Source organism: Galactobacillus timonensis, assembly GCF_900240265.1.
Taxonomy (GTDB): domain Bacteria; phylum Bacillota_I; class Bacilli_A; order Erysipelotrichales; family Erysipelotrichaceae; genus Bulleidia; species Bulleidia timonensis.
In genome coordinates, this window is sequence record NZ_LT964739.1 from 452,406 (window position 1) to 472,761 (window position 20,356).

Annotated in this window: 18 protein-coding genes; 9 read left to right on the forward strand and 9 right to left on the reverse strand. The window is 50.8% G+C overall.

All coding sequences use genetic code 11. The annotated features are described in order from the left end of the window. Window positions 1-21: 21 nt before the first annotated feature. The 3 genes from deoD (at window position 22) to C1714_RS02110 (ending at window position 3,000) form a co-directional block, all read left to right on the forward strand. On the forward strand, window positions 22-750 hold the full coding sequence (gene deoD, locus C1714_RS02100; protein WP_102341639.1) for a purine-nucleoside phosphorylase: 729 nt from the start codon (window positions 22-24) through the stop codon (window positions 748-750). Window positions 751-1,336: 586 nt separating this feature from the next. Continuing rightward, the gene (locus tag C1714_RS02105; RefSeq protein ID WP_102341640.1) at window positions 1,337-1,933 is read left to right on the forward strand and encodes a TVP38/TMEM64 family protein; all 597 of its coding nucleotides are present in this window, start codon (window positions 1,337-1,339) and stop codon (window positions 1,931-1,933) included. 8 nt (window positions 1,934-1,941) lie between these two features. After that, the gene (locus C1714_RS02110) at window positions 1,942-3,000 is read left to right on the forward strand and encodes a glycosyltransferase (protein WP_102341641.1); all 1,059 of its coding nucleotides are present in this window, start codon (window positions 1,942-1,944) and stop codon (window positions 2,998-3,000) included. 32 nt (window positions 3,001-3,032) lie between these two features. Here the strand turns inward: C1714_RS02110 and C1714_RS02115 are convergent, their stop codons facing one another. After that, window positions 3,033-5,342, reverse strand: a complete 2,310-nt coding sequence (locus C1714_RS02115) for a Tex family protein (RefSeq protein ID WP_102341642.1) — start codon at window positions 5,340-5,342, stop codon at window positions 3,033-3,035. Window positions 5,343-5,484: 142 nt separating this feature from the next. Between C1714_RS02115 and rpsU the strand changes: the two genes are divergently transcribed. Further along, complete coding sequence (gene rpsU / locus C1714_RS02120; RefSeq protein ID WP_102341643.1) at window positions 5,485-5,679, forward strand: 30S ribosomal protein S21; 195 nt, start codon at window positions 5,485-5,487, stop codon at window positions 5,677-5,679. Window positions 5,680-5,877: 198 nt separating this feature from the next. Here the strand turns inward: rpsU and C1714_RS02125 are convergent, their stop codons facing one another. Beyond that, on the reverse strand, window positions 5,878-9,000 hold the full coding sequence (locus tag C1714_RS02125; RefSeq protein ID WP_167849898.1) for a hypothetical protein: 3,123 nt from the start codon (window positions 8,998-9,000) through the stop codon (window positions 5,878-5,880). A gap of 28 nt (window positions 9,001-9,028) precedes the next feature. Beyond that, window positions 9,029-11,107 carry an efflux RND transporter permease subunit gene (locus C1714_RS02130; RefSeq protein WP_102341645.1) on the reverse strand — a complete coding sequence of 693 codons (2,079 nt, stop codon included), beginning with the start codon at window positions 11,105-11,107 and terminating at the stop codon, window positions 9,029-9,031. A 146-nt stretch (window positions 11,108-11,253) separates the two neighbouring features. On the opposite strand from C1714_RS02130, the gene C1714_RS02135 reads away from it, so the two are divergent. The 5 genes from C1714_RS02135 (at window position 11,254) to C1714_RS02155 (ending at window position 14,996) form a co-directional block, all read left to right on the forward strand. Beyond that, window positions 11,254-11,862, forward strand: coding sequence for a TetR/AcrR family transcriptional regulator (locus C1714_RS02135; RefSeq protein ID WP_102341646.1), 609 nt, complete (start codon window positions 11,254-11,256; stop codon window positions 11,860-11,862). A gap of 51 nt (window positions 11,863-11,913) precedes the next feature. After that, entirely contained in the window at window positions 11,914-12,189 is a 276-nt protein-coding gene (locus C1714_RS02140) for a glutaredoxin family protein (protein WP_102343123.1), read from the forward strand. Then, on the forward strand, window positions 12,186-12,863 hold the full coding sequence (locus tag C1714_RS02145; protein WP_102341647.1) for an AlkZ-related protein: 678 nt from the start codon (window positions 12,186-12,188) through the stop codon (window positions 12,861-12,863). The genes C1714_RS02140 and C1714_RS02145 overlap by 4 nt, the downstream gene beginning before the upstream one ends. 52 nt (window positions 12,864-12,915) lie before the next feature. Further along, a complete protein-coding gene (locus tag C1714_RS02150) occupies window positions 12,916-13,845 on the forward strand; it encodes a ribonuclease Z (RefSeq protein WP_102341648.1) in 930 nt (309 codons plus the stop codon). Window positions 13,846-13,958: 113 nt separating this feature from the next. Continuing rightward, window positions 13,959-14,996, forward strand: a complete 1,038-nt coding sequence (locus tag C1714_RS02155) for an ATP-binding protein (RefSeq protein WP_210115234.1) — start codon at window positions 13,959-13,961, stop codon at window positions 14,994-14,996. Between the two features lie 3 nt (window positions 14,997-14,999). On the opposite strand, the gene larE is transcribed toward C1714_RS02155, so the two are convergent. From larE to cbiM, 6 genes are read right to left on the reverse strand one after another with little or no spacing between them, the layout of a single operon-like run. Next, window positions 15,000-15,818, reverse strand: a complete 819-nt coding sequence (gene larE / locus C1714_RS02160) for an ATP-dependent sacrificial sulfur transferase LarE (RefSeq protein ID WP_210115235.1) — start codon at window positions 15,816-15,818, stop codon at window positions 15,000-15,002. Continuing rightward, window positions 15,815-17,038 carry a nickel pincer cofactor biosynthesis protein LarC gene (larC, locus tag C1714_RS02165; protein ID WP_102341649.1) on the reverse strand — a complete coding sequence of 408 codons (1,224 nt, stop codon included), beginning with the start codon at window positions 17,036-17,038 and terminating at the stop codon, window positions 15,815-15,817. The genes larE and larC overlap by 4 nt, the downstream gene beginning before the upstream one ends. Beyond that, window positions 17,035-17,814, reverse strand: a complete 780-nt coding sequence (gene larB / locus C1714_RS02170) for a nickel pincer cofactor biosynthesis protein LarB (protein WP_102341650.1) — start codon at window positions 17,812-17,814, stop codon at window positions 17,035-17,037. Before larB ends, larC begins: the two co-directional genes overlap by 4 nt. Beyond that, entirely contained in the window at window positions 17,774-18,511 is a 738-nt protein-coding gene (locus C1714_RS02175; protein WP_102341651.1) for an energy-coupling factor ABC transporter ATP-binding protein, read from the reverse strand. The genes larB and C1714_RS02175 overlap by 41 nt, the downstream gene beginning before the upstream one ends. 2 nt (window positions 18,512-18,513) lie before the next feature. Continuing rightward, window positions 18,514-19,311: an energy-coupling factor transporter transmembrane component T gene (locus C1714_RS02180; protein WP_102341652.1), complete on the reverse strand. Its 798-nt coding sequence runs from the start codon at window positions 19,309-19,311 to the stop codon at window positions 18,514-18,516. Then, window positions 19,308-20,309 (reverse strand): cobalt transporter CbiM, encoded by a 1,002-nt coding sequence (cbiM, locus tag C1714_RS02185; protein ID WP_102341653.1) that lies wholly within the window; start codon window positions 20,307-20,309, stop codon window positions 19,308-19,310. The genes C1714_RS02180 and cbiM overlap by 4 nt, the downstream gene beginning before the upstream one ends. Window positions 20,310-20,356 lie beyond the last annotated feature (47 nt).

Below are 20,356 nucleotides of genomic sequence, written 5' to 3' on the forward strand. Positions count from 1 at the left end.
TATAGAAAGAGGAAAAAGGAAATGACACCAAAAGAAAGTATCTCCGCTTCCATCGTCGTCAAGAATGAACTGAGCAAGGTTGTCCTGATGCCGGGTGATCCGCTGCGCGCAAAGGCGCTGGCTGACCGCTATCTGACTGACGTCGTGTGCTTCAACGACACCCGGAACATGCTGGGCTTCACCGGCACCTACAAGGGCAAGCGGATCTCGACCATGGGCCATGGCATGGGCATTCCTTCCATCGGCATCTATACGCATGAGCTGTTTACACAGTTCGGCGTCGAATGCGTCATTCGCATCGGCTCTGCCGGCGGCCTGGACATGGATGTGGATCCGATGGATGTCGTCATTGCGGAAGCAGCTTCGAGCAATTCCAACTATGGCAACGCCTATGGCGTACCGGGACAGCTGGCTGCCTGCGCCGACTATGACATGCTTGAAACAGCTGTCGAAGCCGCAAAGAAAAACGGTGTCAAGTACAAGGTCGGCAAGGTTTATTCATCAGACTTCTTCTACTATCCGCAGCCGGGCCTGAACGAAAAGCTGCGTGACTATGGCCATCTGTGCGTCGAAATGGAGACGGCGGGCCTGTATTGGGAAGCGGCTGTCAACCATAAGAAGGCGCTCTCGATTCTCTCCATTTCCGATCACCTCTTTAAACCGGAGGCACTGACCGCCGAGCAGCGCCAGAACGGTTTTACGGATATGATGGAAATCGCTCTGGAAACGGCGTGGAAATTTGCGGAATAAGATCCGTCAAAGGATACGTAAACAGGCACCAAAAAACAAAAAACGCGAAGGCTTTGGCACATTCACCAGAGCCTTCTTTTTTATCTTTATTAAATACCGGCTTTATGAATCCGCCGCGATGCTTACCGTTGAAAATACTCCTTCAGCCGGAACAGCTCATACAACGGCAAGGAATAGATATGTGTCCCGCTGGCAATATTTTCACCAACATTTTTTTGAGGGAAACAGAGTAAACACCAGGTGCTTTAGCCCTGGGCAGCTCACCAGTAATGGTTTACGGTTCGTTTCCATTTTCCAACGCAGCAGGTGTTGCATTATTCGCATGAATAATGCAATTATTTCTGCATTTTTCATAGGAAAAACGCAAATACTCCCAGGACGGCCTGCACCTTCATGTGTTTAACTGTCAAAAAACCAGCCTATTCTTTCATGAATCATCTTTCTTTTCTCCAAATTAAGGTGTTCTTAAGCTTTCCCAAAAGTTCCGTTAATAATCCCATGGTATTCTTTGGCAGAGAACGGAGAAAACGATGATGGTAACAAAGCGTCATTTTATAGAGACCGATTTACAGCAGAGGTACGGTGCATGAGCCGCTGTGCATTCCAAAGCATGATGCGCTGGCTGTCTCTGGCAGGACTGGCAGTATGTGTTGGAATTGCCATCTGGGGCTTTCGCTGTGGTGTCTTTACGTCACAGCAGGCGCTTGCGGCAATCGTTGCGAGAAACGCCATAGTCAGTGCGCTGTTATTCATTCTTCTTCAGATTGTTCAGGTTGTGATTCCCATTCTTCCCGGTGGTGTCAGCTGTCTTGCGGGGGTGATTCTCTTTGGGGCATTCAAAGGGTTTCTGTACAACTATATCGGCATCTGCATCGGCTCGATGCTTGCCTTTGCACTATCGAAAAGCTATGGCCGGCCTTTGTTACAGATGCTCTTCAGCCAGAAACTGTTAGATAAGTATGACGGCTGGACAACGGAGGCTTTGCGTTATGAACGTTTGTTTGCGCTGGCCATCTTTTCCCCAGTAGCTCCGGACGATTTCCTGTGTTATCTTGCGGGAACGACGACGATGTCATGGAGAAGCTTCACGACCATTATTCTGTTAGGCAAACCATTTGCCATTGCAATGTACAGTCTGCTGCTGAACAGTGCCTGGAAACATCTGCTGGTGCTGGCACGGTAGGAGGCACTATGTCGGTCTTTCTTTATCAGGGTGGTTTTCGTATTGTTCAAAAAAGCGGTGTCGGTCAGGCGATTGTGCATCAGAAACAGGCGCTGGAAGCGGCCCATATCCCTGTTACAACTCAGTTTTCAGCGGATACGCAGGTTATTCATATCAATACTGTCTTCCCCGACTCACTGTTAAAGGCGTTATGGGCCAAGCGCCATGGCATAAAAATCGTGTATTATGCCCATTCAACGATGGAGGATTTTCGTAACTCTTTTGCCTGCTCCAATGTTCTGGCACCCTTCTTCCGCCGGTGGCTGCTGCTGTGTTATGGACAGGGTGATGTCATTCTGACGCCTACGGAGTATTCAAAGCAGCTGCTATTAAGCTATGGTCTTCATAAGCCTGTCTACAGTATCTCCAATGGTGTTGCTGCGGATTACTTCCGCTTCCAAAAGCAGCGGCGCACCGCATTTCGCCAGGCATATCATCTTGGGGCAGAGGCGCCGGTAGTTATCTCCGTCGGCCATATGATTGAGCGCAAAGGGATCCTTGACTATATAGACCTCGCCAGGCGAATGCCGGATGTCACGTTCTTCTGGTTTGGATATACGAAGCCATGGCTTCTTCCAAAGAAAGTGAGGCATGCGATCCATTCGGTACCTGCCAATCTGATCTTTGCCGGCTATGTGAATCAGAATCAGCTTCTGGATGCGTATTGTGGAGCAGATGTATTCGCCTTCCTTAGCAAAGAGGAAACGGAAGGCATCGTTGTGCTGGAGGCGTTAGCTGCCGGTACCCCAACCGTTGTAAGGGATATCGCAGTCTATGATGGCTGGCTCAAGGATCACGAATCGGTTTATAAAGCCAATGATCTCGACAGCTTCGAAAGCACCATTCGTCAGATGCTAAATGGTACGCTGCCATCCTTAACCGGCAAAGGCAGAGCAGTAGCTCTGGAACGAAGCTTCCCAAAGATCGGTCAGCAGTTGGTAAGCATCTATGCGGCCGAAGGAATTGTGAACGAAACGATAACTCAATCCCACTATTCACTGAAAAGAGCTGCCCGGGCACTATCCTGAGCAGCTCCCTTTTTATTCTGTTGTTTGTGATATCAGGAATGCTTCGAGCCAAAGCGGGCGAGCAATGCGGCGGTCGCATCCTCCATCGTCACCTGTTTCTTCTGTGGCTTGCGGTTATTCCGGTTATTGCCGCGGTTGTTCTTACCGTTTTTACGGTAGTTTTCGCGCTGCTTCGCCCAGGCGGCGTCACGGGCATCAAGCTTGTCCTTCGGCAGGAGCGACAGGGCAATCCGCTGCTTCGCCTCATCGATTTCCAGCACATAGACATGCACAATATCACCGACGCTGACAACTTCACTCGGATCCGAGATACGGTTCATGGACATATGCGACACATGAACCAGGCCATCCTCATGCAGACCAATATCGACGAAGGCTCCGAAGGCCGTAACGTTGCGTACCGTACCATCCAGTTCATCGCCAACATGCAGATCCGAAAGCTCCAGAACATTGGACTTCAGAATCGGAGCCTTGAACTGATCACGATAGTCGCGCAGCGGCTGACGGATCGCATCCTCAATATCCTTCAGCGTATAGGGATCGATGCCGAGATCCTTTACCTTGTCGTCCGGGAAGAGGGCATCCGCCTCTCCGAGCTTTGTAATGTTGCATGCCTGCATCACTTCTCGTGCAGCCTTATAGGACTCCGGATGAATCGACGTCTCGTCCAGAGGCTCATCGCCGTCAATGATGCGCAGGAAACCGGCGCACTGCGTAAATGCCTTCGGCCCGAGCTTCTTCACATCCAGAAGCTGCTTACGGTTCGTGAAGCGGCCGTTGCTGTTGCGGTAGTTGACAATTTCCTTGGCAATACCGGTATTCAGGCCGGAAATATGCGACAAAAGATCCACCGAAGCCGTATTCAGATCTGCACCGACCCGGTTGACAACCTTCATGACCGCCTCATCCAGACGCTCACTCAGCGCCTTCTGCGGCAGATCGTGCTGATACTGGCCGACGCCGATCGACTTCGGATCGATCTTGATCAGCTCCGGAAGCGGGTCCAGAAGACGACGTGCAATGGAAACGGCACTGCGCTCCTCAATCGCAAGATCCGGGAACTCTTCCCGTGCCTCCTCCTGTGCCGACCATACGGAAGCGCCTGCCTCCGAGACAATCGCATACGTTGTATTCAGATGATTTTCCTGAATCAGCTCTGCACAGAAGCGCTCGCTTTCGCGGCTCGCCGTCCCGTTGCCGATGGCGATGGTCTGTACATGCCACTTATTGATGAGGGTCAGTACCTTGCGCTTGGACGCCTCGATGGCAGATGCATCAACCTTGCTCGAATTTTTGAACGGATAGATCTTATCCGCCTGCAGAAGCTTTCCGGTCGCATCGATGACTGCAAGCTTGCACCCGTTGTAGTAACCCGGATCAAAGCCAAGAACGACCCGGCCCTTCAGTGCCGGCTGCGAAAGCAGCTGTTCCAGATTCTTGGCAAAGATCTCGATCGACTTGTTATGAGCGCGCTCCGAAAGATCGGAGCGAACCTCATTTTCAATCGAAGGCATCAATAGACGCTCCATACCATCCTTGATTGCTGTCTCCAATTCCTTCTGGCATACAGAAGTGCCTTCCTTTGTATAGGTACGGATCGCTTCCTTTTCCATGCCTTCCAGATCATAGGTAAAGGAAACTGTAATAACCTTCTCTTTTTCGGCACGGTCAATCGCCATCACACGATGATCCGCAATCTGCGAAACACGCTCACTGCGGTCATAGTACATCTCATAGATCTTCTTCTCGTCGACCGCATCCTTCTTCAGCTTCGTCACGATGACGCCGTTCTTCACAATCGCATCCTTGAACGCCCAGCGCAGCTTCGCATTGTCACTCACATTCTCAGCGATAATATCCTGAGCTCCCTGCAACGCAGCGGCTGCGTCCGGCACATTTTCACCAACGTACTTCGCAGCTTCTACAAGAACATCACCTTCCGCGGGAAGCGCCAGCATCCAGTCAGCCAGCGGCTGTAAGCCATTCTTGATCGCGACGGCGGCCCGTGTCTTTTTCTTCTGCTTATAAGGCTTGTAAAGATCTTCAACCTGAGAAAGCTTCGTGCAGGCGCTGATGGCATTCTTGATCTCATCGGTCAGCTTTCCCTGCTGGGCGATCAGATCCAGGACAGCCGCCTTACGATCTGCCAGATTCACTTCATATTGATACTGCTTCTGGATGGCGAGGATCTGTTCCTCATCCAGATTCTTTGTCTGTTCCTTGCGGTAGCGGGCGATAAACGGCACAGTATTGCCCTCCTCCAGCATGCTTAATACAGACCTGACCTGATCCGGGGAAATCTTCAGATCTTTGGCCAGCGCCTGAATAATCTCTTCATTCATGTCCATACCTCCTGTGAAGCTGCCGCTCTATTCTATCACAGACGACAGGATGTTCCTTTTCCGCTCCAAACGCGCCAAAAATGAAAATTTCCATGAACAGAGGGCCATTTATCCGCTATAATTTGTGGCGTACGGAGGAAACATGGCAAAGATCGTTGTTCGTGAAAACGAATCTCTCGACGATGCACTGCGCCGGTTCAAGCGTGCTGTCTCCAGAGACGGTACACTCGCTGAGTGCAAGAAGAGAGAGTTCTATGTAAAGCCGGGTGTTAAAAAGAGACTCAAGTCCGAAGAGGCTCGCAAGAATGCCCGCATGCGTAACAAGAAGAGACGCTAAGAAAAACGGAGGCGAAAGCCTCCTTTTCTATTGTGCCTTACCATTTCCCGTCTTCATGACCAGCATGCATCCAATCATCGCAAACTCTAACATTTTTTATGAGTTTTATTTCATTTCCGTAACAGGACAACACACTGTCTGAAAACGGCAAAGGCCATGCCTTATGCATGGCCCTTAACCGATATAGAGGGAATGAATTTAGTTGGCTGAATCGCTTCCAACCTCGGATGTCTTAATCACAAACTTCACACTGTCATTCGAGTTTCCGCTTCCCGTAAAGCTTGTATAGTCTGCGCCTGCATCCACGATGGCATCGAGACGATCAATGACACTGGGCAGATCGTTTCCAAATACATCCGCCAGCTTCTGAATGCCTTCGCTGTCAAACTTCTGCATACCATCGAGAAGATCCTGCGCACCATTATCCAGCTCACCAGCACCATCACGCAGCTTCAGAATACCGTCATAGAGCTCATTGGTACCATTGGAAAGCGTCGTACCGCCAGCAATCATCTTCTGATAATCCGCATTGTTCAAAATGCTTTCCAGAGCCTTGACAGCACCAGCTTCACCAGCCGCCTGACCATAATCCGCAAGGAACTGCTTAATCAAATCCGTCAGCTGATTCACCTGATCCAGCGAGAAGGAAACTGAAGCCGTCGAAACTACATAATCACTTGCACTGCCAATAAATGCTGTATCCGTTGTTTCAACAGAACCCGCTGCCGGAGCCTGGGACGCTGCTGCTGCCGCCGCATCAGCCTGAGCGGCCGCATAGCCCTGATTATAAGCATCGTCCTTCGCACTGTTTGCACTATCCAGCTGTGTCTGCAGATCCGCATTCTTCGCATTCGCATCAGCCAGCTGTTTCTGAACATCAGCATTCTTTGCATTGGCATCGTCCAGCTGTTTCTGCACATCTGCGTTCTTCGCATTGGCATCATCCAGCTGCGTCTGAAGTTCCGTATTCTTCTTATTGGCTTCCTCAAGCTGACTCTGTGTATCCGCAAGCTGCTTCTTCAGCTCCTCAACCTCTGCGGAAGCATCCGTATTTTCCGATGCCTGTGTCGTATCTGCTGCAGCTGCATCGCTTGTCACCTGCGCATCCTGCTTTGTTTCGGAGGCAGCGTTATCGTTCTGTGCATCCTGTGCTGGCGCAGCAGAATCTTCTGTCGCAGCAGAATCTTCTGCCGCAGCAGTTTCTTCCCCTTCCGCTGCTTCGTTGTTATCCTGTACCGTTGGTTCTTCCGGTGCAGATTCGACCGTGGCGCTTTCTTCCGGAACCTCTTCCATGACTGCGAAGCTGTTTAAGCTCAGGCCGCGGTGATGTTTCAGGATCCACTTAGCCCAGTTACTCAGCTCACCGTTCTTGATAAACCCTACCTTTTCAAGAGTATCAAGCATCTTCAGCATCGCCTGCGCATTCTCGCTGTTATAGGTGCCACCCTTCATGATCCCGGCCTTGTTCATCAGCTGCTTTGCCGAATCTTCAAGATCACCATTGACAATAATTCCGGAATTTAGCATACTCTGCAAAGATTCCGACAACTGACCATCCGAAGTCAGAACACCCTGTGCCTCCAACTGCGAAGCAAGCTCAGCTTCCTTCTCAAGTTTTGCAAGCCCGTCCTTGTTAATGGCCAGCGCATCATTTCCCGCATCATCTTTCTTTGCTGTGATCAGGCCGACAGCCTCTGCCATCTGAAGCATATTCATCAGATTAGGATCCTGTGCCAGCGAAATCAACTGCTTCTTCTGCAGCAGCTGCGCATACGTCGGATTTAATGTCAGCGCACCATCCTGATCGTTCACCAGAACCTTCTGATCCTTCATGGCCGTGATCATCGCATCCATCTTCTGAATTCTCGCCGCCGCATCCTTAACAAGCTTTCCATTTTCATCCAGAAGACCCGCATCCTGCATCAGCTTCTGCGTCGCAGCCGCATAACCGCTCACGATCTGTGCCGCATTGTCCTTTACCGTACCATCCGCATTCAAAAGGCCAGCCGCCTGCAGCGCACCCGAGCCGTTCAACGTCTGCAGCAGAGTAATTAACTGTGTCGTACGCTGATCCGCATCCGCCGTCAGGTTTCCATTGGCATCCATGATACCCGCTACCTGCAGAAGACCCGAATTCATCAGTTTATCCGCCATATTTGCCAGCATCTTCAGCTGCGCCATCGTCTGTTGATTCACTCTTCCATCCGCATTCAGAATGCCCATCGAATTCAGCATCTTCACAATCGCATCCTTGTCCGCTTCCGCCTTCGCCGAATCCTTTGCAAACGAAGCTTTCGTCGACTGCAGATTGCTGCGAAGACTTGCATCAAACGTATTCAGGCCGCCTGCCAGCTCACCAGCACCATCCTTCAGCTTGCCGCCGCCGCTTGCCAGATCATTGGTTCCGGTCCGCAGCTTCGCCGTACCATCCTTCAGCTGCTGCGCGCCGTCCACGAGCTGCTGCGACGCATCGGTCAGCTCATTGATGCTGTCCGTGATGCTGGAAGTATCAATCTTGCCATCCTTCGCATCCTTGAGCTGCGAAATCACATCCGTGCTGGCAACCGTCAACGTCATGCCAAGCGAAAAGTCTGTCGCATCCGCCTCAATCTCCACATACTCCGGAATATTGTAGTCACCAACATTGTCCTTAAAGGAAGCGGAGTCCATATTCAGACTCTCCTTCAGACCGGGGAAAGCCATACCAACAACGATATTCGACTTGCCTTCCGACAGCACACGGCCATTGGTAACCGTAATGTTCTTGAAATTATCAACCGGCAGAACAACACCCGAAACCATCGCAAACGGAACCTTGATCTCCTCATTCTTACCGTTGATGGTCACGTTCTTTGTCGCATTGTTCTCGTAGTCAAAGCGGATCGTCACATGGCCGCTCTTGCCTGCCAGATCATCGGCCGATATATCCTTGCCGTCCAGCTGATAGCTCAGCTTCACGCTCACCGGCGCCTGCTTCGACGTCGTACCCTGATAGTAGATATCGTCGCCATCTGCCTGCCACGTCAGCTTATTGCCGGACTGCGTATAGGTCTCATCGCCCTCAACATTCGTAATATCACTGAGATCCGACGTATCTGTCAGCGTCTGAGAACCGTCCGGGTTCTTCAGCCAGTTGCTCACAAGCGTCTTCTCAGGATTACCGCTGGCATCGGTAAAGACATAGACTGTCTCCTCCTTGCCCGCATCCGACGAAGAATCATCACTCTCTTCCGCACGCACCGTCATGCCAGATGCGACCGGCAGAATTGCCGCCATGCTGAAGGCCAGCAGCTTCTTGACCACATGTCTTTCTTTCTTCATATCCATTCACCTCTTATTTCTCTGAGGCTTATGCCTCTGTCTCAACTTTCTTCGTGGACTTTGTCGTCTTCATGATCAGCTTGTCCAGCATCATCAACATGCTCGGCAGAACAAAGATGACACATCCCATCGATATGACAGCGCCCCGCGCCATCAGTACACACAGCGAACTGATCACATCAATGTCCGAATACATACCGACACCGAACGTTGCCGCAAAGAAGCTGATTGCCGAAACAACAATCGACTTCGCACTCCGCTGTACTGCATCTTCAACCGCCGCCTTCTTATCCATGCCGGCGCCCCGGTTGCGCAGATACCGCGTCGTCTCCAGAATCGCGTAGTCAACCGTCGATCCCAGCTGAATCGTACCGATGACGATGCCAGCAATAAACGGCACCGCCCGGTTCATATAGAACGGAATCGCCATGTTCACTGTAATGCCCAGGTAGATGACCAGGATCAGAATGAACGGCAGCGACGCACTCTTGAACACCAGTGCAATGATCACAAAGATGATGCCGATCGACCACATGGACACGGCATTGAAGTCATGCGATGTCACATCGATCAGATCCTTCGTTGCCGGCGCCTCACCGATCAGCAGCGACCCGGAATCATATTTCTTCGCAATCGACTTCAGCGAATCGACCTGCGCATTCACCTCATCACTGGCAACCGCATACTTCGAACCAATCAGAATCAGCTGCCAATTATCATTCTTCAGATTCTTCGTCAGTTTCGTAGGAAGAAGATCATCCGGAACCATGCCGCCCTTGATCGTATCCAGACCAAGGACCCACTTCACACCGTCCACATCCTTCATCTCACGCGCCATTTCCTGAACCTTCGCCTCGGAAAGATCAGCGTTCACCATCAGGATGTGCGTCGAATTCATATCGAACTCATCCTTCAGCTTCGTATTAGCCACAACACCCGGCAGATCCTTCGGCAGCGTCGCCCCAAGATCGTAGTACTGCGGAATATGCGTATATCCATAAAGACCCGGAATCAGAAGGCACACAGCCACCACCAGATACTTGTACGCATTCTTCGTCACATGATGACCGATTCCGTTGAAGTCCGGAAGAATCGCCTTATGATGCGTCTTCCGCAAAGGCTTATCAAACACAAGAATCATCGAAGGAAGAACCGTCACACAGGCAAGGACACCGAACAGAACACCTTTACTCATGACCAGGCCCAGATCCATGCCGAGCGTAAAGCTCATGAAACACAACGCAATGAAGCCCGCAATCGTCGTTATCGAAGATCCGATGATCGATGACAGCGTCTCACTGATTGCATTGGCCATCGCCTCATTACGCTCTTCCTTCAGAGTCAGATGATCCTCATAGCTGTGCCACAGGAAGATGCTGTAATCCATCGTCACGCCCAGCTGCAGCACCGCCGCCAGCGCCTTCGTAATGTACGAAATCTTGCCCAGAAACAGGTTGGTACCCAGGTTGTACATAATCGGAATACCGATCGAAGCCAGAAAGATGAACGGCACCAGCCACGAATCCATACAGAGACTCAGCGCAATCGCCGACAGCAGCACAGCCATCGCAACATAGATCGGCGCCTCACGGTTCGAAAGATCCTCTGTATCTACAAGCACCGCACTCATTCCCGAAAGATAGCACTGTTCACTACCTATGGCCCGGATCCTGCGTACGGCCGCCACCGTACCATCTTCAGAGGTTCCTTCATCAAACAGAATCAGCAGCACCGTACTGTCGCCGCTGTTGAATGCCTTGTACACCTGATCCGGCAGCAGCTCCACCGGCACATCAATGCTGGCAACATCATCCCACCAGATCACCGACTTCACATGATCCACGTCCGCAATCTTATCTTTCAGCTTAACGACATCCTTCGCGTCCATCCCCTGCACGATATACATGGAGAAGGCACCCGTCCCAAACTCATCTTTCAGAATATCCTGCCCCTGCATCGTCTCAATATCCTTCGGCAGATACGTGAGCATATCGTAGTTGACCTTCGTATGCGCATAGCCGATCGTTGCCGGTATCAACAGCAGCAGAGACGCTATCAGGATGGGTATGTGCAGCTTCACTACCCATTTGCCAAATTTTTTCGACATCAAACTCCCTCCAATGAAAATTGACCACTAGTCATTTTTCATACGTGTATATATTTATATGTTTTTCGACTGATGGTCAATTATTTTTTCTAGACAAAAAGCGCTTACAGTGGGCTACAGTATACAAAAGGGACAAAGTGTTGTTTATGGGCAAAGCAGAAGAAAACAAGCGGCAGAAAAAAGACGCCCTCATGCACGGCGCCTTCGATCTGTTCACAACAAAGGGAATAGCCAACACCTCCATCGCCGAAATAGCCGAAAAGGCAGGCGTCGGAAAAGGCACCTTTTATTCCTACTTCAAAGACAAAGGGGATATCCATGACCGCCTCGTCGTGCGCATCTCGTCTGAAGTCTTCGCCAAAGCCAAGACAGCCCTGGACCAGACCAGTCTCGACACACTTGAAGATCAGGTTCTCTTCATTGCCGATAACATCATCGACCAGCTGAAGAACGACCGCCTCACGACCCGCTTCATCTCAAAGAACCTTTCCTGGGGCGTCTTCCAGACCTTCATGAGCACGACTGCCGACACAGCCTCCGTCGACTTCAACCGCATCTTTCAGGATGCATTCAACCGCTCCCCCGTTAAATACAAGGACCCCTTCCTGCTCATCTATATGATCATTGAACTGGTCAACGGAACCTGCTACAGCGCCATCCTGTATCAGAAGCCCAAGCCCGTCGACGAACTGAAGCCCGACCTCTACGAAGCGATCCGTGCCATCATGCGCGTCAACGAAGTACATTCCGCCTGATTTCGTTTTTCTTTCATCCAAGAGTCCGCAAGAATGCGCTATTCTGAAGACATGAAAAAAATAGTTCTGTTCTATATCGAAGACTGCCCCTACTGCCTGTCTGCCCGCAAAGCGATCACCGAACTCAAGACAGAGTATCCACCTTATTCGAAGCTGCTGATTCAGCGCATCGATGAAACGGTGCACCCGGAAATTGCGGACCAGTATGACTACTACCACGTCCCGACTTTTTTCGTCGACGACAAAAAGATCTACGAATGCACGCCTTCAGACTCCTATAAGACAATCAAGGAGAACGTCAAAAAGGTACTGGATGCCGCACTATGAAGATGATCCATTCCGCCTCGGACATGGAAGAGATCATCCACGATTACGGCTTCCTCCCTTTTTTCGCCAATGCCATTAGCGGCTGGTCGATCGAAGATCATACGCCGCCTGAACTGTGGTTTGCGGCCGACAGGGACGGACCATGGGAATGGAAGGGACCAGTGACGGCCGATGCGACCATTGCCTATGGCAAATTCTTCAACAACCGTGCCGGCTTCATCTCAAAGGAATGGATCCCCGACTTTGCCAACTACCGCCGCGACGGCTACGACTATGACAGCCGCGTCGACGAAGGCATCGCCGACACCCAGGAAAACATTCTGATCAGCACGCTAACCAGAACCAATGCGATCAAGTCGAAGGAACTGAGGGCCCTGACCGGTCTCAACTCGAAACAGGGCGGCGCCAGGTTCGACAAACACATCACGAAGCTTCAGATGCTTGCCTACGTCACTACCGCCGGTTTTACCTATGAAACAACAAAGGCCGGCGTCCCCTATGGCTGGGGCATCGCCCTCTACGCCCTGATGGAACAGGTATTCCCCCGCAGCTTCGTCCGCAGCGCCTATAAACGCAAACCGGAAAAAAGCGAGGAACGCATCATGGAATATCTGATGCAGAAGCTTGGGCCGCAGTATGAAAAGGATATTCGAACATTGATCGAGAGGCGCTGAACCATTCGCGCCTTTTTTCTTGCGGTATACTTGGGAAAGAAAGAGGAATTTCATGCTTGATTTATGTCTGCTTGGCTGCGGCGGAACCCGCCCCATACCCGGCCGCTGGCTGACATCCCTGTATATTCAATACAACGGTCACGGTATTTTAATTGACTGCGGCGAAGGCACGCAGATTGCCATGGCCTCGGCCGGCATCTCCCCCCACAGCATTGATCTGATTCTGCTCACGCACTTTCACGGGGACCACATTCTTGGTCTGCCCGGCCTTTTGATGTCCATGGGCATGTCCGGACGCACCGCACCCGTTACCATTGCCGGCCCCAAAGGTCTGCAGCAGGTTGTAAGCAGCCTCTGCGTTACTGCCGGCTTTCCGTTTCAGCTCAACGGCATTGAATTGAGCGGTGCCCATGCGTCGTTCGACTTTGAAAAAGATTCGCCGCTGCACATTCATGCCTTCGAAGTCCACCACAGCGTTACCTGTTACGGTTATTCTCTGGTGCTGGATCGTGCCGGCCGCTTTGATCCCGTCAAAGCCGCTGCCCTGAACATTCCCAAAAAACTGTGGAATCTGCTTCAAAAGGGAAACACCGTAACCACAGACACCGCCGCCTTCACCCCGGATCAGGTAATGGGAAAGCCAAGAAAGGGAATCAAAGTCACCTACTGCACCGATACAACGGTCTGTGACTCCATTGTGCCAGCCGCAAAGGATTCGGATCTTTTCATATGCGAAGGAATGTATGCGGATCCCGCCCGTGCAGAAGCTGCCGAAGTGAAAAAGCATATGGTTTTCACGCAGGCAGCGCAGCTGGCAAAAGAAGCCGAAGTGAAAAAACTCTGGCTCACCCACTTCAGTCCGGCAGAAACTCATCCGGAAGAAGGAATCGATACCGCCAGAGCAGTCTTTCCAAACACCGAGCTTGGTGAAAACGGTAAGAAGATTACTCTGAACTTTCAGGATGATCCACACCAGCCCTGATCAGCATTCATATTTAGAATTTTCCTGAAAATAGTCGGATAATCAATTTAAATAGATTTAAATAACATTAAATAAGAATTGATATTTTAAATAAAATTAAATATAATTATGCCATGACCAAAGCAATAGAAAATCCTTTTGTTCTTGGATTCGGAAAGAAACCACAGGAGTACATTGATCGTACTGAGCAGGAAAATACCATCATTCATACATTTGCAATGCAGAATCCATCGGCACAGACATTCATGGTTGCCGGGATCCGCGGCTCCGGGAAAACAGTTCTTCTTTCCGAGCTTTCGCAGCATTACGCGGCAGACAGGAACTGGATCGTCCTGAACCTTGCCTCTGATATGGACATTCTGTCCGCATCCGTTGCCGAATTGCAAAGCCAGCCGGAATTGCGGCGCATTCATCTGAATTTTGGCGTTACGGTTGCAGGCGTCAGCATTTCCAACCGATCCAATGAAGCACTAACAGACAACGGAGTACTGTTGAAACAAATGATCCTGGAGCTGAAAAAGAAAGGGAAAAAAATTATTTTTCTCATCGATGAAATCATAAGCAACCCGTTCGTCCAAAACTTCTGCTCAATCTTTCAAATTCTGGTCCGCGAAAATATGCCCGTCTATCTTGTAATGGCCGGCCTGTATGAGAACATCATGAATCTTCAGAACAAAAAGACACTTACCTTTCTCTATCGGGCCCCGAAAATACTTCTGGAACCTCTCAGCCTGGGGGCAATCGCAAACAGATACTCTTCCGTTCTTCAGATCCCCATCGAAGAAGCCGTCGCCATGGCCAAAGAAACAAAAGGATACCCGTTTGCTTTTCAGATCCTTGGATACCTCTGTTATCAGCAAAAAGAAAACTACCAGAAGCTTCTGGACGAATACGATCAATATCTCGCTGAATATGCCTATGAAAAAATCTGGTCAGAGCTTTCAGAAATGGACCGTACCGTTATCCGCGTCATCGCCTCAGGAAAGACAGCAATCAAAGACATCCGGGAAAGCCTTGGTATTTCTCCCCAGATGTTGAATGTGTATCGAATGCGGCTGATACGACAGGGCATCGCCGATGGCAGCCACCGGGGCGAATTAACAATTACCCTGCCGCGTTTTGAAAAATTTATCGAGCTTTACGGTGTCTGATATTTACTGCTTCTGTTCCAGCATCCGGTTCATACTGCCGGAATGAAAGCCTTCCAGATCCAGCGTCACATAAACAAAGCCCGCCGCCTTCAGCGTCTCAACAACCTGCCGGCGCAGCGTTTCATCTTCAAAACGTGACAGATCCTTAGGAAGCACTTCGATACGGGCAAGTGAACCATGAACACGCACCCGCACCTGACGGAAGCCATGATTCAGCATAAATGTTTCCGCCGCCTCAACCCGTTTCAGCTTCTCTTCCGTGATTTCTTCGTCATACGAAATACGCGAAGCCAGGCAGGCAAAAGAAGGCTTATCCCAGGTAGGAAGATTCAGCTGCTTCGAAAGATCACGGATATCCTGCTTCGTCATCCCTGCTTCTTTTAGCGGACTGCGAATGCCAAGCTCCTTCAATGCGACAAGTCCTGGCCGATAGTCGCCCAGATCATCCAGGTTCGTGCCTTCCATAACGCAGGCAAGCCCATCCGCTTCCGCCTGCTTTTTTAATTCCGTAAACAGCGCATGCTTGCAAAGATAACAGCGGTTCGAAGGATTCTGCGCAACCCCGGGCTGACCAAGAACATCAAATGTCAGTTTCTTCTGAACAATCCCTTCCTCTTTGCAGAAAGCAGCCGCCTCACTGTTTTCCCACGAAGGGAAAAACACCGATCCGGCAGTATAGGCAATCACCTGATCCCCAAGGACCGCATGTGCCTCCTTCAGCAGATACGTCGAATCTACGCCGCCGGAAAAGGCAATCGCCGCACTGCCCGCTTCCCGCAGAATACGATGCAGATCTTCTCTTTTTTCTTCTAAGGTTTTCACTTACGATCCATCTCTTTCTTGACTTCCCAAAGCGTCTGACCGGTCTTTTTGGCGATGGCGGCGAGGTCATCATATTCAGCCTTGATACGGTCTGTACCATAGCCGGTCGACTTTTTTACACGCACCGTTCCATCCCCCACCGCAACTGTTTCCATTTCACGTTTCAATACCGCCCGGTTCATCCTCTGATAGCGCACACCAAGCGTTGTCGTATAGCGGAACAAACACCTCAGCATGGCTTCTTGATCCTGCGGTGCACACAGCACTGTTAACAACACTGCCGGCCGGTTCTTCTTCATCTGAATCGAAGATGTAAAGACATCCTTCGCACCGGCTTCAAACAGCCGTTCAACCGCAAAGCCGATTTCCTCTCCAGTCATATCATCCAGATTCGTTTCCAGTCGCTCAATCTCTTCCGGTATGTCTTTTTCTACGGTTTCACCCACGAAGGCCCGAACACAATTGGACGCTTCAAAGTCTTTTTCGCCCATACCATAGCCAGTACGTTCCACCGTCATGACTGGCCGCACCCCAAAACTGGTGCCAAACGTTTTAAGAAGTGCGGCTCCGGTTGGCGTACACAGTTCGCCACGGAAACGCTCCTTGGCATAGGAAGGAATTCCACGCAGCAGATATTCCGTTGCCGGCGCTGGTACCGGAACGAGGCCATGCATACAGCGAACCTCACCATATCCCGTATTGACCGGTGAAACGACAACCTGCTGCGCACCAATCGTATCCATCAGAACACAGACCGCAGTGATATCCATGATCGCATCTTTCATGCCAACTTCATGAAAGTGAACCTCACTGACCGGCATCTGATGGGCATGGCTTTCCGCTTCAGCGATCTCTCGATAAACATTCAGAATTTTGTCTGTAACTTCCTGTGGAAGCGGGAAGGATTCGATGGTTTGCTGAATGGATGCCATGGAAGCGTGATGATGGTGATGATGTTCCGCTTCCAGCGGATGCTCAGAATGATCACATGATTCATCGAGGCTCTTTTCCTCTTCCTTGTTGACGATGACGCGGAAATGCTTTCCGGCTATTCCGCATTTGGTGCTGTTTTCCAGTGTTACATGCACACCTTCCAGGCCGAGGTGATTGAGCTTGTCGATCACTTCGTTCTGCTTTGTTTCGTCCAAAAGGTCCAGCAGCGCACCTGCAAGCATATCGCCGGCAGCGCCCATATTGCATTCCAGATACAGTATCTTCATTTTCTGTTCTCCCTGTCATATTTGGGATGATTGATCATGCTTGCCTGATAAGCAGCGCCGAACCCATTGTCAATATTCACGACACTGACGCCGCTGGCGCATGAATTCAACATGGATAGCAGCGCCGAAACGCCATGAAAGGAAGCGCCATAACCAACGCTGGTCGGAACCGCAATGACCGGGCAGTCCACCAGACCTCCGACCACACTTGCCAAGGCTCCTTCCATGCCGGCAATCGCAATGACCACATTGGCGGACATCAGTACATCGAGGCTGCTTAACAGACGATGCAGACCGGCAACACCGACGTCGTACAGCCGGATTGTTTCATTGCCAAAGGCCTGTGCTGTTAGTACGGCCTCTTCGGCCACATTCTGATCGCTGGTTCCTCCCGTCGCAACGACAATCGTCCCCAGACCATCCGGTACAGGGACTTCCCCGAAAACAGCGGCCTGTGCCGTTTCGTTGTAATGAATCGCAAATGGGGGCTGATGGGATTCGATCTCCTGTTCCTTTTCTTTGTTCATGCGGGTTACAAGAATTGTCTTCTGGCCGCTGTTCCATGCGGCAAGCGCAATCGCTTCAATCTGCAGTGCCGTTTTACCGGCGCCATAGATTACTTCTGCCAGCCCCTGACGAAGTGCGCGATGCGTATCCAGCCTGGCAAAGCCAAGATCTTTATAGGGCGCTTCCTTGAGCTTCAGCAGAACGTCCTCTTCCTTCAGCTGCCCCTGTTTATACTGCTGCAGCAGCTGACGCAGTTCCTTCTGATCCATTCCAGTTCTCCTTAAGGCCATCATAAATGATGGTATGTTTCTCATTCAGTTCCAAAATCCGGTCCGGAATACTGTGCAAGAGCGTCTCATCGTGGCTTGATAACAGCAGCGTTCTGCCGGCCTGTTTCCATTGCTTTAAAAATGACAGCATCCATTGCCGCGACCTTCGGTCCAGTCCGTTCAGCGGCTCATCCAGAATCAGAACGATTGGATTCATTGCCAGAATACTGGCAAGTGCAGTCTTCTTCTGTTCTCCGCCGCTGAGATGATAGGGTGCCCGTTCTGCAAGATCCTGAAGATCCAGCATCGCCATGACATCGTCCGTGCGCTGATTCACTTCCATCGCAGAAAGTCCCAGCTGACGCGGTCCAAAGGATATTTCCTCCCTGACGCTGGCACAGAACAGCTGCACCTCCGGATTCTGGAAGACATAGCCGATGGCCGAATGAAGCGTTTTTGATGTCTGTGGATTTTTCATTGCGGCGGCATTGATTTCTTTGCCCTGAAAATACCAGCTGCCCTGCTGAGGGAATAGCAGACTGTTCAGCAGTTTCAATAACGTTGTTTTTCCACTGCCATTGTCACCGGCGATGCCGATACATTCGCCCTTTTGAATCGAAAAGGAAACATCGCACAGAGCCGGCACATCGCCATAGCTGTAGGAAACGTGTTCAAGCTGTATTAGTTCTTCGCTCATCCTTACCTCATTGAATATAGAAACAGAAGCACAAATGCACCAAGCACCGCGAGAAGTGCGATATCCCAGGCGTTTCTGCGGCTTCTTTGTTCCGTATGTATGGTTCCATCATACAGCCGGCATTCCATCGCATCTGCCGTTTGATGACCATATTCCGCCGCCTTCAGAAACAGGGTTCCGGCAATCCCGGAAAAGCTGCGCCGGTGATCTTCGCTTTTACCGATGCTGCGAAGGCGCAGTGCCGTTAACATTTCTTCAGCTTTGCGGCCAAGAATTGCTATATAGCGCAGTGTCAGATCCAGAATAAAGACAACAATCGAAGGAATATGGATGCGGTTCAAAGAAGCGGTCAGCCGGTTCCATGGGGAAGTCACGGACACATACGTTAACATCGCCACGGACAGAAACACTTTCACCGATATGGTGATAAACGTCATGGATCCGGAAAGGAAATAAGCCGGAACCAGAATCAGAAATGACAGCATAGCCGCTCCGGCAGCGCTGCGCATCACTTCCTGCAGCACTTCCAGCCGCTGCATGCTCAGAAACAAAAGAAACACTGCCGCTATGCACAAAGTAAATCCAAACGCCGGCGACAGTGCCATCATGAGTATCATCGAAAATGCCGCCAGCAGTTTGACGCCGGCATGGGCCTTTTCCGAATCAGCGCGTTTATTTAAATCGATCCGTTCAAACAGCCGGACAAACGCAAGAAGCGAACGCGTAATAAAACCATCCTGTCCCTTTCCAGGGACAGGACATGGTTCCTCTTCCATCCATGACGGAAGTAAGCTGCTCATCTGGAGTAGACTGGTCCTTTCTTAGCGCCACCCATCAGGCGGAACACAATGATTAACAGGGAAACACCTATCACGGCGCTGACAATATAGCCAAGAACATCCGGCATGCCGCTCACCGTATAATCAGGGAAAAGTGTACTTAATTCAAATCCGCCCGCCATTCCTGCAGGTGTATAGCCCAGAGCGCTTCCGGCGCTGGCATCCATGGCGATTTCATCCGCACCCCATTCGCCCCAGGCAGTTCCATCCGCAAGTAATCCCAGCGGCACCAGAACAACCAGGGCCGTCAATAGAAGGTACAGCGGCTTCCTTTCGCCTGTGTCTTTGGAAGTATTCAGGACCATGGAAGGTGACGTGCGCAGGATAAAGGCAAGTACACCAGCCGTAAAGATGACCTCGGCAAGGCCGAAAATTGTCAGATGACCGATCATCATGGCCGGAATCGAAATCGAAAGACCATAGGGGCAGTACAGTGCCTGACCAGCCGCATCATGGAATAGTGCCGGCTGAATGCCAAACTCAACGGCGGCACAGAAGGCTGCCGCATTAATTCCGGCAAACGACCCGAGCCCTGCCGCAAGTAATCTTCGCTTCGTACTGACTTCACCTTTGGTCAGTGCCTTGTAAATGGCATAGCCAAGGAATGGCAGTACAAATGCCATATTGAAGCAGTTTGCCCCAAAGGAAAGAATACCGCCATCCCCAAAGAGCAGTGCCTGCAGTAACAGTGCTACAGAAACAGCGATACACGCCGCTTCCGGTCCCAGCAGAATAGCAATCAGTGTACCTCCAACCGCATGACCCGTCGTTCCGCCGGGAAGTGGGACATTAAACATCATCGCAACGAAGGAAAAAGCGGCGCCGACGCCAATCATGGAAATTTTCTCTTTCGGAAGCTCATTTTTTACTTTGCGGATGGAATGAGCCCATACCGGAATCATCGCCGCAGTCATCACGGCGCACGTTGACGGACTCAGATAATTTTCTGGAATATGCATGATCGTTTCCCCTTTCCAATCTACAAAAAAGCATGCCCATTCGCTGT